Origin of the sequence: Bisgaardia hudsonensis, assembly GCF_004345785.1 — a bacterium.
Taxonomy (GTDB): domain Bacteria; phylum Pseudomonadota; class Gammaproteobacteria; order Enterobacterales; family Pasteurellaceae; genus Bisgaardia; species Bisgaardia hudsonensis.
This window is the reverse complement of sequence record NZ_SLXI01000002.1, coordinates 405,221-419,322: the sequence shown is the minus strand read 5'-3', so window position 1 is coordinate 419,322 and position 14,102 is coordinate 405,221. Positions and strand designations below refer to the sequence as shown.

Here is a 14,102-nt window from a genome sequence, read left to right as displayed (position 1 = left end):
GCTACTATTTTATTTTTATTCATAATGAAAATAATTACACTTAATTGGATTCGACCATGTCTATACAAAAGCCTTCAGATTTAGCGTTATCTGCACTTGTTTTATTAGCAAATTTTCATCGTATCTCTGTTAACCCTCATCAAATTCAACATGAATTTGATGTTAATGGAACAGGGCTGAGTAAGCAAGGATGGTTGCTGGCTGCAAAAAAATTAGGTTTAAAAGCTAAAAATATAAAAAAAGAACAAAAACGTTTATCTTTTTTATCTTTACCTGTAATGGTTTGGCGAGATGATGGCAAACATTTTATTCTAGCTCGTATTGATGAAGAGCATGGACGTTACCTTATACACGATTTAGATACTCAAAATCCTAGTGTATTAACAGAAGAAGAATTTACTGAACGCTATCAAGGAGAAGTGATCGTTGTTGCCTCTAGGGCTTCTGTTCTTGGTAGTTTAGCAAAATTTGATTTTTCTTGGTTTATCCCTGCTATCGTTAAATATCGAAAAATTATCTTTGAAGTCTTAATAGTTTCTATTATGTTGCAAATTTTTGCACTGATTACACCTCTATTTTTTCAAGTAGTTATGGATAAAGTATTGGTGCATCGTGGATTTAGTACCTTAAATGTGATTGCAATAGCGTTGGCGATAGTTGTTATTTTTGAGATTGTTCTTGGGGGGATTAGAACTTATGTATTCTCTCATACAACGAGTCGAATTGATGTTGAGTTAGGGGCTAGATTATTTCGCCATTTATTAACTTTACCAATATCTTATTTTGAAAACCGTAGAGTGGGTGATACTGTTGCCAGAATAAGAGAATTAGAACAAATCCGAAATTTTTTAACAGGTCAAACTCTAACATCCGTTTTAGATTTAATGTTTTCATTTATTTTTATTGCAGTAATGTGGTATTACAGTTTTTGGTTAACGGTTGTAGTATTAATTTCACTACCTTGTTATGCGATTTGGTCTGCTATTATTAGTCCCATATTACGCCATCATTTAAATGATAAATTTGCTCGTAATGCAGATAATCAGTCTTTTTTAGTAGAGTCTGTTAGTGCGATGAATACTATAAAATCAATGGCGGTTAGTCCACAGATGACTGCACATTGGGATAAACAACTGGCAAGTTATGTCAATGCTAGTTTTAAAGTAACCAAGCTTGCAACAATTGGTCAGCAGGGTGTGCAATTAATACAAAAATTAGTTATGGTAATTAATTTGTGGTTAGGTGCTCATTTGGTGATTAGTGGTGATTTAACGATAGGACAGTTAATTGCTTTTAATATGTTAGCAGGTCAAGTAGCCGCACCTGTCATTCGTTTAGCTCAACTTTGGCAGGATTTTCAACAAGTAGGAATATCTGTAAGTCGTCTTGGTGATATTTTAAACACTCCAACTGAAAATCCGACTAATCAACTAACACCTCCAGAAATTAAAGGGGATATTAAATTCCAAGAGGTTTCTTTTCGATATCGTCCAAATGGCAATGAAATACTTAGCCATTTATCTCTTCATATCAATCCAGGTGAAGTAATTGGTATTGTAGGCAGATCGGGGTCAGGTAAAAGCACGTTAACAAAACTGATTCAACGTTTGTATGTTCCTTCTGATGGAAAAGTATTAATTGATGGGCATGATATCGCCTTAATAGACCCATCATGGTTACGTCGTCAAATTGGAGTGGTATTACAAGACAATATTCTCCTTAATCGCTCTATTAGGGATAATATTGCATTAAGTGAACCAGCCATGCCAATGGAGCGAGTAATACAAGCAGCAAAACTAGCTGGTGCAGATGGATTTATTGCCGAATTATCTGAAGGCTATAATACTATTGTCGGTGAGCATGGTGCTAGTTTATCTGGGGGACAACGTCAACGTATTGCTATTGCAAGAGCACTCGTCACTAACCCTAAAATCCTTATTTTTGATGAAGCAACGAGTGCACTGGACTATGAGTCAGAGCATATTATTATGCAAAATATGAAACATATTTGCCAAGGAAGAACGGTTATTATTATTGCCCATAGACTTTCAACTGTTCAACGTAGTGATCGAATTTTAGTATTGGATAAAGGACATTTAATTGAACAAGGAAATCATCAGCAATTATTAGAGAAAAATGGTTTGTATCATTATTTACATAAGCTACAAGTCAATTAGGGAGAATAACTTATGAATTTATGGTGGCAGGGATTATGTGATTTAGCCAAGCGTTATTTAGGTATTTTTAAAGAAACATGGAAAATACGTAAACAGCTCGATACCCCAGAGCGTAAATCGGATGAGAATGCCTTTCTTCCCGCTCACTTAGAATTAATTGATACTCCAGTTTCTGTGTTACCAAGATGGGTAGGTCGATTAATAATTTTATTTTTATTATTAGCAATTTTATGGGCTTGGTTTGGAAAAGTGGATATTGTGGTTGTTGCTCCTGGAGAAATTACCCCAAGTGGACGCAGTAAAATTATTCAACCAATTGAAACAGCGGTAGTTAAAAAAGTGTATGTAAGTAATGGTGAGGAAGTTAAAAAAGGTCAATTATTAATGGAATTAGTTGCACTAGGTGCAGAATCTGATTATTCAAAATCAGAGGAAGTATTAAAAGCAGCAAAACTTTCTCAACTTAGACAACGAGCATTATTGAATGCAATAGATATAGAAACCTCACCTATATTAGAAGAAGATGAGCAAAGCAAACTACTATTTTCTAATGATTACTTATTCTTCAAACAAGAACAATTACTAGCTCAAAGCCAATATACAACGTGGAAGGCTCAAAAACAAAAATTGAAAGCAACAATTGAACAAAGAAAGGCAGAAATTAAAACGACAGAAATTGAAGTAGCAAAATTACAAAAAATGGAGAAATATAATAAGGAATTAAGAGATGGGATGAAAAAGCTTTATAAACAGGGACATAGTTCAAAACAAGAATATTATGTACAGGAATCTCAGTTTATTGAGTTAGTTAATAATTTGAAGATACAGCAAAGTAAATTAAATGAGCTTAATGCCAGTTTGACTCAAGCTAATGAAGATTATAACTATTATGTTGAATCTTTTCGGAGAGATATATTAGAACAGTTACGTAATGCAAATGATAGTGTAACTCAGTTTTCTTTCGAAGTAGCAAAATCAAAAGAACGTCAAGAGTTTACAGAAATTCGTTCACCAGTGGAAGGAACAGTACAACAGCTACAAACTTATACCATTGGAGGGGTAGTTACTACTGCTCAATCTTTAATGGTAATCGTACCGAAACAAGATTATCTAGAAATAGAAGCAATGATTACAAATAAAGATATTGGTTTTGTAAAAACAGGACAAGAAGTGGTGATTAAAATAGAGGCTTTTCCTTATACTCGCTATGGGTATCTCACGGGTAAAGTAAAAAACATTAGTTTTGATGCTATTGACAATGAGAAATTGGGAGCTGTTTTTGCAACAACAATACGAATTAATCAAAGCACAATGAATATTGAGGGAAAATCAGTAGAGTTAATGGCAGGCATGGCAGTTTCCGCAGAGATAAAGACAGGTAAACGCAGTGTTATTGATTATCTATTTAGCCCATTAAAAGCCACTATTGATGAAAGTTTAAGGGAACGATAAAAGTGTAGTTGAACGTGTTATTTTAAAGAATAGGTGTATTGTATCATATTAAAAGAAAGAAAATAAGCAGATATAAAAATATCCACTTATTTTTTATATCAATTAACTAATCTTCACTGCTTTATAATGGCTTTGAGGATTAATAATTAAATCTCTTGCGGCAATAGTTTGGAGTTCATAAACTCCAGCATTGTGGGTGGTTTCCATTACATCATTAACTGCATTTGCCGTATGTTCAAAAGCGTCAAGATCGGATTTTCCATTGAGTAAATTAGCAAGGAATAATCCTGCGGTTAAATCGCCAACACCAACAGGTTCTTTGGTAAAGTTATGTAATGGTCGACTAATGTGCCAAATACCTTCAGATGTAGCTAATAACATTTCAAATTGGCTTGAATCTTTACCTACTTTGCTAAGATGTTTAACTAAGACTTTTTTAGGTCCTTTACTCAGAATAATTTTTACGGCTTCAATAGCTTCTTCAAAATTATTAACCGACAAACCACTCAACTCTCTGAGTTCTACTAGATTTGGTGTAATAATATCAGCCTGAGGCATAGCGATATTAATTAGACCTTCTTTTACTCCATCAGCAACGATGCAACCTTTATCTGGATGTCCCATTACAGGATCGCATAAATAGATCGCATTTGGATTACGTTTTTTAACATAATGAAAGGCATTGACAATTTCTTCTACTTGTTCAGCCGATCCGATATAACCAGAAAGTACGGCATTACATTCAGATAGTGCATTAATTTCATCAATACCACGCACTATTTCGCCAATTTGTTCTTTAGGAATGACCATTCCTGTCCATTTGCCATATTGGGTATGATTAGAGAATTGCACGGTATTTAATGCCCATACATCGACACCTAATAATTGCATTGGAAACGTTGCTGATTTATTTCCTGCATAGCCATAAACCACGTGAGATTGAATAGAAAGAATATTTTTCATTATGTTTTCCTGTATTTTATGATAAAAGTGCGGTTAAATTTATAATGTTTTTTAGCAATAACCATAACTCATTAAGCGTTCATAACGTCTTGATAGTAGTCCGTCTATATTTAAAATTTGTAGATCGGTCAGATCTTCTAACAAACGTTTTTTGAGATTTTCTGCCATTTCTTCATAGTTTCGATGTGCACCGCCGAGAGGTTCTGGCACGATATTATCAATTAGCTTTAATTCTTTTAATCGTTGAGCCGTAAGTCCCATTACTTCTGCTGCGGTAGAGGCTTTATCTGCACTTTTCCACAATATAGAGGCACAACCTTCAGGGGAAATAACAGAGTAGGTGCTATATTGTAACATATTTACTTTATCGCCAACGCCGATAGCCAAAGCACCACCTGAACCACCTTCTCCAATAACTGTACAGATAACAGGAACTTTTAAAGTTGACATTTCTCTAAGATTACGTGCAATAGCTTCAGCTTGTCCTCGCTCTTCCGCCCCCACACCAGGGTATGCGCCTGGTGTATCAATAAATGTCAAAATAGGTAAATGAAAACGCTCAGCCATTTGCATTAAGCGTAATGCTTTACGGTATCCCTCAGGCGCAGGCATACCAAAATTACGTAATACTTTTTGTTTTACGCTTCGACCTTTTTGATGACCGATAATCATAACTGGCTGACCATTCAATCGAGCAAGTCCACCAACAATAGCTTTGTCATCTGCAAAAGCACGATCGCCTGCAAGTTCTTGGAAATCAGTAAAAATATTTTTTATATAATCTAAAGTATAAGGTCTATTCGGATGGCGAGCCATTTGTGATACTTGCCAAGCATCGAGATTTGCAAAAGTTTTTTGCGTCAATTCAATACTTTTTTTACGTAGGCGTTCTATTTCATCATCAAGATTGATTTTTTCATCTTGATCCGTTACGGAGCGTAACGCTTCTATTTTTGCTTCTAGTTCTGCAATAGGCAGTTCAAAATCTAAATATTCTTGGTTCATTCATCTCTTCCTAATAATGAATAAATAAAATTCGGTAGCACTTTAACAACATTTTTGTACTGGTGCAAATTAGATACTCATTTTATGCTTTTTTCTATTAAAAGACAGTTTTTTCTCTTGTAATAAGTAGTGGTAAAACCAATTATTTAAAAGAGATTTAAATTAATTATTTTTTAGGGACTTCTTCTTGACAATAAGGACAATCCATTAAATGTTTATGTCCATTATGAATAATAAAATGCCCCATTTTTTTTGCTTTGGTATCTAAATATTCCGTATTGTAACGATTTTCTCCTACATTTAACGGTATGCGTTCAACAACATTGATACCAGCTTGTTTCATTGTTTCAATTTTTTGTGGATTATTGGTTAATAAACGAACTTTTTTTACACCAAGTAAGTTAAAAATATCGGCACAAACGTTAAAATTACGTTCATCAGCAGCAAAACCTAATGCAAGATTCGCCTCAATAGTATCCATACCTTGATCTTGTAATGAATAAGCTCGAATTTTATTAATAATACCTATTCCACGTCCTTCTTCTCTATGATAAATGAGTACACCTTTACCTACTTCACTAATTTGTTTTAATGCCGCAGCTAATTGAAAACCACAATCGCATTTTAAACTATGTAAGGCATCACCAGTTAAACATTCTGAATGAATACGAGCAAGTATTGGCTCTTCTGATTGTGCTACATCACCCATTACTAATGCAATATGTTCTTTTTTGGTATCAGGAAACTCGAATCCTACAATGCGAAATAGTCCAAATTCAGTTGGTAAATTTGCTTCTGTCACAAGCTGAATTGTTGACATAATAAATCCTTATTCTTTTTATATAGAAATGCTAGAATACACACTTTATGATTCTTAAAGGTTGATAAAATGTTAATACGATTGTCATTATATACTTTATTACTTTGTTTGGTACCACTTTTTACGTTAACAATCGGTTGGCATTGGCAAGAAAATATGTCATTAACTCGTTTTGATTATTTGCTTTATCTTATTACTGAGACAGGAAGTGTTCCTTATGCCATTATAACCTGTGGTTTTTTTGCTCTCATTTACTTTGTCAGTATTTCTAATAAAAAACAAGCGATTTTAGTGATTATCACTATGGCATTCTCAGTGGTTTTGACACAAGGAATTAAATCTGGGTTAAAAACAGTTTTTGCTGAGCCTAGACCATTTATTTCCGCTATCAGTGAACATTCGAATATGATGACGGAATATTTTTATGATCAATCTAAAGAGAAAAGAGCTAATATAGTTCAGCATTATTATCATTCAGTTAATTTTGATAATGTGCCAAGCTGGTTAGTTGAACATAGAGCAAAAGAAACAGGCTATTCTTTTCCTTCTGGACATACCATATTTGCAGTTACTTGGTTGTTACTTGCAACTGGATTTTCAAAAATTTTAGGACGTGAAAATCCTAAATTAAAATGGATTACTGCATTTATTAGTATCTGGGCTATTTTAATGTTAGTTAGTCGTTTACGATTAGGTATGCACTATCCCATTGATCTTTTAACATCAACGATAATTGCTTGGCTTGTGCATATAGGATTATTCTATTGCATTATTCATTTTACTTCTATTAGAAATAAGTATCTTAATAAGATTTAATATCTTAATTGCAAGGATGGTAAAATATCTATTGAGGACAATATTAGGTCAATATTGTCCTTATTTTCATTTAGCTAACATTACTAAGTATTTTTGATAAAGTTCGTTATATTTTATTACATTTTGCTTATTGGGTTTTCTAATTGATTGCCTTTCAATATGTATAAATATATCACATAGGGCTTCAAGGCTATCTTCTTGATTGACCCACATTGCTTGAATAGCTGCTCCTAATGCTGCAGCCTCATCTTCTTTTAAACAAACTACTTCAGTATTCATTATATCCGCAATCATTTGTCGCCATATTTTACTTTTCGCTCCACCTCCTATTAAGCGAATTTGTTCTGTGGATAAACCAGCTTGATGAAATAATTCTAATCCATAACGTAAAGTAAAACTTGTTGCTTCCATCATTGCTCGGCAAAGATTTGCTTGAGTAAAGTTGGTTGTATCTAATCCAAAAATAGTAGCTTTAGCTTGAGGACGTGGAGGGACACGCTCCCCATTAAAAAAAGGTAATATAGTTATTCCCTCTGCACCAATAGGACTATTTTGAACTAATTCATTAAATTGATTAACATCAATATGTAATAAGCTCATAAGATTCTTATTTGCAGAAGTCATATTCATTGTACAAATTAAAGGTAACCATCCTCCCGTACTAGAACAAAAATTTGCTATTTCTATTGGCAAATGTGTAAGCGGTTTGTCAGTATAGGTGTAAAGTGTGCCAGAAGTACCTAAACTCATCGTGACAATACCTTGTTTTATGTTCCCTGTACCTATAGCTCCCATCATATTATCCCCACCACCTGTAGATACAATTACAGATTCTGATAATCCTAATAATTTTGCAATGGATGGTTTGATTGTTCCAATTTTCTGTTCCGAAGAAACTAATTGCGGTAAAACTTTTTGTGGGTCTAATTCAGGTGCAAGTAAATGAAATACTTCAATATGCCATTTGCGATTAATGACATCAAAATAACCTGTACCTGATGCATCACCATATTCCGTATTAAAGCAGCCAGTGAGCCAATAGTTAAGATAATCATGTGGTAACATAATTTTAGCAATACGTCGATATTTTTCAGGATAATGCTTTTTAAACCAACGTATTTTTGAGGCTGTATAACCTGTTTGGGGTAAAATGCCTAATAGAGAAAATGCTTTCTCTTCTCCTCCAATTAATTTAATAAAATCAATATTTTCTAAACTAGTTTCGGTATCACACCATAGTTTAGCATTGTATAATAGTAGATCATTATCATCTAGCATAACTAATCCATGTTGTTGACCAGAAATACCGATACCTTGGATTAAGAGCGGATCAATTTCAGATAGTTTTATTGCTTGATGAAATGCTTCAATAAGTGCATTTGTCCACCATAGTGGCTGTTGCTCACGTTTACCTTGACTATTTTCAATAATATTATGTGGAGCATAGCCAACACCTAGTACCTTTTTTTGTTGATAATTTACAACAACAACTTTTGTGCCTTGTGTACCACAATCAATACCAATGTACATATTTCATCCTATTACTATTCTGGTTTATTTTTTAATGGCCATAACCAAGCAGCGCCTCTTACTCCACTTGAATCACCATGTAACGCTTTACGGATAGGTGTTTGAAATTCCTTACCAAAAATATATTCAGGCATTAGTTTAGGAACATTAGTATAAAGGCGATCGATATTACAAACTCCGCCAGCGAAAATGATAACATCTGGATCTAATATATTTACATAGGCAGATAATGCTTTTGCCAAACGGCGTTCATAGGCTTGTAATGACTTTTCTGCAAGTTCATCACCTTGTTCCGCAAGTATAACAATTTCATTACCTTTGAGACGTTGACCTGAACGACGTTCATAGTCATCACATAAACCTGTGCCAGAGATAAATTGCTCAATACAACCATGATGTCCGCAATAACATTCGTTTTCGTGTGCTATTTTTTGTTCTTCTTCATCCATCCAAGGTAATGGATTATGCCCCCATTCACCGCCAATACCATTACTACCATTATGTGGTTTACCATTAATGACGATCCCAGAACCGCAACCAGTCCCTAAAATTAAGGCTAAAACAATGCGATTTCCAGCTCCTGCACCATCAGTTGCTTCTGATACTGTCATACAATTTGCATCATTTGCAATACGAATTTCTCTATTTAATAATTGACGAAGATCTTTATCAAGTAATTCTCCATTTAGCCATACTGAATTTGCATTTTTTACTCTATTGTTAAAAGGTGATATTGTACCTGGAATACCAATACCAACGCTTCCAGTTTGTTTTGTAGCCTGCTCAGCAGCATCAACTAAACCTTTAATAGCTAATAATGTTGACTCATAAGAGCCCCTAGGTGTTGGTACTCTTTTTCTGAATAGTTCTTCACCATGATCAGATAGAGCTATTACTTCTATTTTTGTACCACCTAAATCAATACCAATTCTCATAACTGCTACCTCATTTATTTTTAACTTTGTTTCTTGAATAATAGTATTTTACCAATAAATTATATATACTCTGGAAGTGTTTATTTAATGAATGAGTCCAGTAATGCTACATAATTCCACTATTCTTATTATTGACGATGATGTTCAAATTTGTGAACTTCTTAGTGATATTTTTGAAGATCATGGTTATTCTGTCACTACTGCTCAAACAGGTAAACAAGCATTGAATTTATTGGAATCTACTCCTAATTTCTCGTTGATTTTTTTAGATTTAATTTTACCTGATATCAATGGTTTAGAGTTATTACAACGTTTGAAATTAATAACTACAACCCCTGTAATAATGCTAAGTGGTTTAGGTTCTGAATCAGATATTGTTGTAGGATTGGAAATGGGGGCGGATGATTATATTCCAAAGCCATTTTATCCTCGTGTTGTAGTGGCTAGAGCAAAAGTTATTTTACGTCGTAGTCAACCACAGTCTCTTATGATTAATGCCCCCTACAAAGGATTTATATTTAATCATTGGATTCTCGATACTGAAAATCATAAACTATATTCTCCACAAAAACAGGAAATGATGCTAACACAAGGTGAATATACACTACTACACGCACTTGTTTCTAATCCTCAAAAAGTACTTTCTCGTCAAAAATTATTAGAGCTTACACATAGTGAAAGTTTTGAAATTTTTGACCGCACTATTGATGTTTTAATTATGCGATTACGTAAAAAACTTGAGCCAAATCCAAAGACACCAACTTATATTCAGACTGTGCGTGGTGTTGGATATCTATTTTCGGTAATCGTTGAGCAATGTTAGATATAAATATATTCCTCTCTCTTTGTTAAAAGAGAGAGGGGTATATGTTGTAAATTATTTTACAGTCCAACCTTTATAATCTTTGATATTATCACGTGTAACTAAATGCACAGGAATTAATACTGGATTTTTAGGAGCTGGATTGCCTTGTAAAATATCATAACCAATTTTTACTGCTTCAGCAGCCATCACTTGTGGATCTTGTGCAGGCGTTCCTCGGAATAAACTATCTGATAATTTTAATGCCTCTTCTCCATCAGGAGAACCATCTACGCCCATAATGAAAAATTCATTACGTTGTGCTTGTTTTGCAGCTAAATCAGCTCCGATAGCTGTTGGATCATTGATTGCAAATACAGCATCAATTTTAGGATGAGCAATTAATAATGAGGTCATCACTTCTAAACCACCTTCACGACTACCTTTTGCATTTTGATTGTGAGATAGCACTTTAATTTCATTATGTTTTGAAAATATATCTTGGCAACCTTGAACACGGTCTTGCACTGCTGATACTGGTGGGCCATTGATTATTACTACATTTCCTTTTCCATTCAGTTTCTCTACAATGACTTGACAGGCAATCTCACCAGCCTGATAGTTATTTGATGTTACGGTAGCGTCGGCTCCGTCAGCTGCTACATCTACTGCTATAACAACAATTCCCTCATCACGAGCACGTTGAACCGCAGGTCCAATACCTTTTGAATCTGCGGCATTTAGTATTATCATGTCCATTTTAGCTGCAATAAAGTTATCAATTTGAGCAACTTGTTGCCCTAAATCATAGCCACTTGAAACAGATACCACATTTACGTTGTCGCCAGCAAGTTCTTTGGCTTTTAATTCAGCACCTTTTGCAATTTGTACGAAGAATGGGTTTGCTAGGTCTCCAACTGTTACGCCTATTGATTTTAACTCTTTTGCTTGTGCGAATGGTGCGAGTGCTAGCATTAAAGATACTGCTAATGTTTTTAATTTCATGATAATTCTCTCCTCATAAGTAGATATTATTTAAGCTGAACGAGTACGGTATTTATCGATCAATACAGCGACGATAATAACCCCTCCTTTGATAACGAGTTGCCAAAAATAAGACACCCCCATTAACGTCATGCCGTTATTTAAGGTAGCAATAATCAGTGCGCCAATCAGAGTACCTGTAATAGTACCAATGCCGCCAACAAAACTTGTTCCACCTAAAATAACGGCTGCAATTGCATCTAATTCATAGCCAACACCAAGATTACCATTAGCACTGTATAAACGAGATGCACTCATTACACCACCAAGTCCTGATAATAAACCACTGGTCGCATAAACGAATATTAAAACAAAAGAAACTTTAATTCCTGTTAAGCGTGCAGCTTGTAAATTACCGCCTACGGCATAAATGTGTGTGCCTAAAGTAGTACGTCGTAAAATAAACCAACAAATCGCAATAACAGCAAATGCAATAATTACTAACCAAGGGATTGAACCTAAATAACCATTCCCTATCCAACTAAAGGATATTTTTGAATTAATAACTGTTGTTCCATCGGCGACTAGGTAGGCTGCACCACGAAGTGCTGTATAGGTTCCCAGCGTTACTATAAAGGGAGGTAGGCCTGCATAGGCTACAAGTAAACCATTAAATATTCCCATTCCTAGTCCAGCAAGTAGGGCAAGGGGGACCGCAAATTCAGCTAATGCTGGATTTAATGATGTAACTAAACCAACAACAGCTGTAACACCAAGAATAGAGCCAACAGAAAGATCAATTCCCCCAGTTAGTATTACAAAGGTCATTCCTGCTGCAAGAACGATATTTATGGAGGCTTGCCGAGTGATATTTAATACATTTGCTTCAGTCATAAAATTTGGTGCAACAAATGAAAAAACAATCATTATAAGAATTAGAATTGGTAAAATCCCCATTGCCTGCATTGCATCAGAGAGTGCTAGTTTTTTAAATTCGAATTTTGTTGATGTCGTCATATTCTTTCTCCTAAATATCATATCTTGTTATTCTGCACCACAAGCTAATGCCATAATACGCTCTTGATTAATATCTTTATCTTTTAATTCACCGACTGTATAACCTTCGCGCATGATATATACCCGATCACTCATTCCTACAATTTCGGGCAACTCACTGGAAATCATCAAAATTGCAACGCCTCTTTTAGCCATTTCAATCATCATTCGATAAATCTCACTTTTTGCACCAACATCAACACCCCGAGTTGGTTCGTCCATAATAAATAGTTTCGGTTCAATTGCAGCCCAACGAGAAAGTAATACTTTTTGCTGGTTACCTCCTGATAATCCACTAACATTTACATTTTCGCTAGGTACACGCATTTTTAACCCATCAATCGCTGTTTGTGTAATTTGTTTACCCTTAGACTGATTAATTACAAGCATTGTGGCATCACGTTCCATTGTTACCATTGTAATATTTTTTAAAATATTGAGATCTAAAAACAAACCTTCTTCTTTTCTATTTTCAGGTAATAGTGCTATACGATGTGTAATAGCGTCTCTCGGGGAATTAAAATTAATCTCATTATTTTCTAAATAAATTTTTCCTTTTATTGCTGATTTTACTCCGAATAGTAAATGAGCTAGTTCTGAACGACCAGCACCGACAAGCCCAGATAAGCCAATAATTTCACCAGCATGTATTGTTAGGGAAACATCTTGTACTTTATTACCATCTGATAATTTTTCTACTCGCAAGACTTCTTTTCCTATCGAAACTTTTTCTTTATTGAACAAATCAGTTAATGGACGTCCAACCATCATCTGTACTAGTGTGGCAGAGTTAAGATTTTCTCGAGTTAATGAACCAACGTATTTTCCATCTCGTAATACGCTAACACGGTCTGCAAGTTCATATATTTCAGCCATTCGATGGCTAATGTAAATGATTGCCATTCCTTCACTTCGTAGTTTTTTGATTAATTCAAATAAACGTTCTGTTTCTCGAGAAGATAGTGCAGCAGTGGGTTCATCCATTACAAGGATACGACTATTGCGATGTAATGCCCGAGCTATTTCAACTTGTTGTTGTTCTGCGATCGTTAGAGAGGATACTTTTTGAGTTGAAGAAAATTGAGCACCTAAACGATTGAGGACTTTTTGTGATTCTTCAGCCATAGTTTTAAGATCTAAGCCAAACATATTTTTGATTTCACGACCAAGAAAAATATTTTCAGCTACCGTTAAATTTGCAGAGAGATGAATTTCTTGATAAATCAGCGTAATGCCTGCTTTAATCGCATCTTTTGGAGAGGTAATTGGGAAGGTATTTCCATCAATCAAAATATCTCCTGATGATGAAGTATAAGCTCCAGCTAAAATTTTCATTAATGTACTTTTACCTGCACCGTTTTCTCCCATTAATGCATGAATTTCACCACAATAAACGGATAAATCCACATCTTGTAGTGCATAAAATGTACCAAAACGTTTTGCAATGCCTTTCATTTGTAAGATAGGAGAGCTTTGTGAAGCTGAACTAATGTTGTCCATCCAATAATTCTCTTTTTTAATTCAACATGCTTTTCATTTAATCATAAGAGTATGAATGGAAA

The 14,102-nt window shown here is 34.6% G+C and carries 12 protein-coding genes; 4 read left to right on the top strand and 8 right to left on the bottom strand.

From position 1 onward, the window contains the following. The first annotated feature begins 56 nt into the window (after positions 1-56). Both EV697_RS04515 and EV697_RS04510 read left to right on the top strand, forming a co-directional pair. Entirely contained in the window at positions 57-2,177 is a 2,121-nt protein-coding gene (locus EV697_RS04515) for a type I secretion system permease/ATPase (RefSeq protein ID WP_132023071.1), read from the top strand. Between the two features lie 12 nt (positions 2,178-2,189). Next, positions 2,190-3,629, top strand: coding sequence for an HlyD family type I secretion periplasmic adaptor subunit (locus EV697_RS04510; protein ID WP_132023069.1), 1,440 nt, complete (start codon positions 2,190-2,192; stop codon positions 3,627-3,629). Positions 3,630-3,731: 102 nt separating this feature from the next. Here EV697_RS04510 and pdxY read toward each other — a convergent pair whose 3' ends face one another. The 3 genes from pdxY to ribA all read right to left on the bottom strand — a co-directional run bounded on the left by pdxY (position 3,732) and on the right by ribA (position 6,417). Beyond that, a complete protein-coding gene (gene pdxY / locus EV697_RS04505; RefSeq protein ID WP_132023067.1) occupies positions 3,732-4,592 on the bottom strand; it encodes a pyridoxal kinase PdxY in 861 nt (286 codons plus the stop codon). Positions 4,593-4,643: 51 nt separating this feature from the next. Next, on the bottom strand, positions 4,644-5,597 hold the full coding sequence (gene accA / locus EV697_RS04500; RefSeq protein ID WP_132023065.1) for an acetyl-CoA carboxylase carboxyl transferase subunit alpha: 954 nt from the start codon (positions 5,595-5,597) through the stop codon (positions 4,644-4,646). Positions 5,598-5,763: 166 nt separating this feature from the next. After that, the gene (gene ribA / locus EV697_RS04495; RefSeq protein ID WP_132023063.1) at positions 5,764-6,417 is read right to left on the bottom strand and encodes a GTP cyclohydrolase II; all 654 of its coding nucleotides are present in this window, start codon (positions 6,415-6,417) and stop codon (positions 5,764-5,766) included. A gap of 69 nt (positions 6,418-6,486) precedes the next feature. Here ribA and EV697_RS04490 point away from each other — a divergent pair, with 69 nt between their 5' ends. Further along, the gene (locus tag EV697_RS04490) at positions 6,487-7,233 is read left to right on the top strand and encodes a phosphatase PAP2 family protein (protein WP_132023061.1); all 747 of its coding nucleotides are present in this window, start codon (positions 6,487-6,489) and stop codon (positions 7,231-7,233) included. A 66-nt stretch (positions 7,234-7,299) separates the two neighbouring features. Here the strand turns inward: EV697_RS04490 and xylB are convergent, their stop codons facing one another. Continuing rightward, on the bottom strand, positions 7,300-8,763 hold the full coding sequence (gene xylB, locus EV697_RS04485) for a xylulokinase (protein ID WP_132023059.1): 1,464 nt from the start codon (positions 8,761-8,763) through the stop codon (positions 7,300-7,302). Positions 8,764-8,777: 14 nt separating this feature from the next. Beyond that, entirely contained in the window at positions 8,778-9,698 is a 921-nt protein-coding gene (gene mak / locus EV697_RS04480; protein ID WP_132023057.1) for a fructokinase, read from the bottom strand. Positions 9,699-9,789: 91 nt separating this feature from the next. Between mak and EV697_RS04475 the strand changes: the two genes are divergently transcribed. Continuing rightward, positions 9,790-10,521 (top strand): response regulator, encoded by a 732-nt coding sequence (locus EV697_RS04475; protein ID WP_424945009.1) that lies wholly within the window; start codon positions 9,790-9,792, stop codon positions 10,519-10,521. A 54-nt stretch (positions 10,522-10,575) separates the two neighbouring features. On the opposite strand, the gene EV697_RS04470 is transcribed toward EV697_RS04475, so the two are convergent. Genes EV697_RS04470 through EV697_RS04460 form a run of 3 tightly spaced genes read right to left on the bottom strand, consistent with a single transcriptional unit; the run spans position 10,576 to position 14,040 of the window. After that, positions 10,576-11,505, bottom strand: a complete 930-nt coding sequence (locus tag EV697_RS04470; protein WP_132023055.1) for an ABC transporter substrate-binding protein — start codon at positions 11,503-11,505, stop codon at positions 10,576-10,578. 30 nt (positions 11,506-11,535) lie between these two features. Beyond that, on the bottom strand, positions 11,536-12,501 hold the full coding sequence (locus tag EV697_RS04465; RefSeq protein ID WP_132023053.1) for an ABC transporter permease subunit: 966 nt from the start codon (positions 12,499-12,501) through the stop codon (positions 11,536-11,538). Positions 12,502-12,528: 27 nt separating this feature from the next. Continuing rightward, positions 12,529-14,040, bottom strand: coding sequence for a sugar ABC transporter ATP-binding protein (locus EV697_RS04460; RefSeq protein ID WP_132023051.1), 1,512 nt, complete (start codon positions 14,038-14,040; stop codon positions 12,529-12,531). Between the last annotated feature and the right edge of the window lie 62 nt (positions 14,041-14,102).

Coding starts and splice junctions, on each gene's coding strand:
- EV697_RS04515 (WP_132023071.1), top strand. CDS start 57: ATGTCTATACAAAAGCCTTCAGATTTAGCGTTATCTGCACTTGTTTTA.
- EV697_RS04510 (WP_132023069.1), top strand. CDS start 2,190: ATGAATTTATGGTGGCAGGGATTATGTGATTTAGCCAAGCGTTATTTA.
- pdxY (WP_132023067.1), bottom strand. CDS start 4,592: ATGAAAAATATTCTTTCTATTCAATCTCACGTGGTTTATGGCTATGCA.
- accA (WP_132023065.1), bottom strand. CDS start 5,597: ATGAACCAAGAATATTTAGATTTTGAACTGCCTATTGCAGAACTAGAA.
- ribA (WP_132023063.1), bottom strand. CDS start 6,417: ATGTCAACAATTCAGCTTGTGACAGAAGCAAATTTACCAACTGAATTT.
- EV697_RS04490 (WP_132023061.1), top strand. CDS start 6,487: ATGTTAATACGATTGTCATTATATACTTTATTACTTTGTTTGGTACCA.
- xylB (WP_132023059.1), bottom strand. CDS start 8,763: ATGTACATTGGTATTGATTGTGGTACACAAGGCACAAAAGTTGTTGTT.
- mak (WP_132023057.1), bottom strand. CDS start 9,698: ATGAGAATTGGTATTGATTTAGGTGGTACAAAAATAGAAGTAATAGCT.
- EV697_RS04475 (WP_424945009.1), top strand. CDS start 9,790: ATGAGTCCAGTAATGCTACATAATTCCACTATTCTTATTATTGACGAT.
- EV697_RS04470 (WP_132023055.1), bottom strand. CDS start 11,505: ATGAAATTAAAAACATTAGCAGTATCTTTAATGCTAGCACTCGCACCA.
- EV697_RS04465 (WP_132023053.1), bottom strand. CDS start 12,501: ATGACGACATCAACAAAATTCGAATTTAAAAAACTAGCACTCTCTGAT.
- EV697_RS04460 (WP_132023051.1), bottom strand. CDS start 14,040: ATGGACAACATTAGTTCAGCTTCACAAAGCTCTCCTATCTTACAAATG.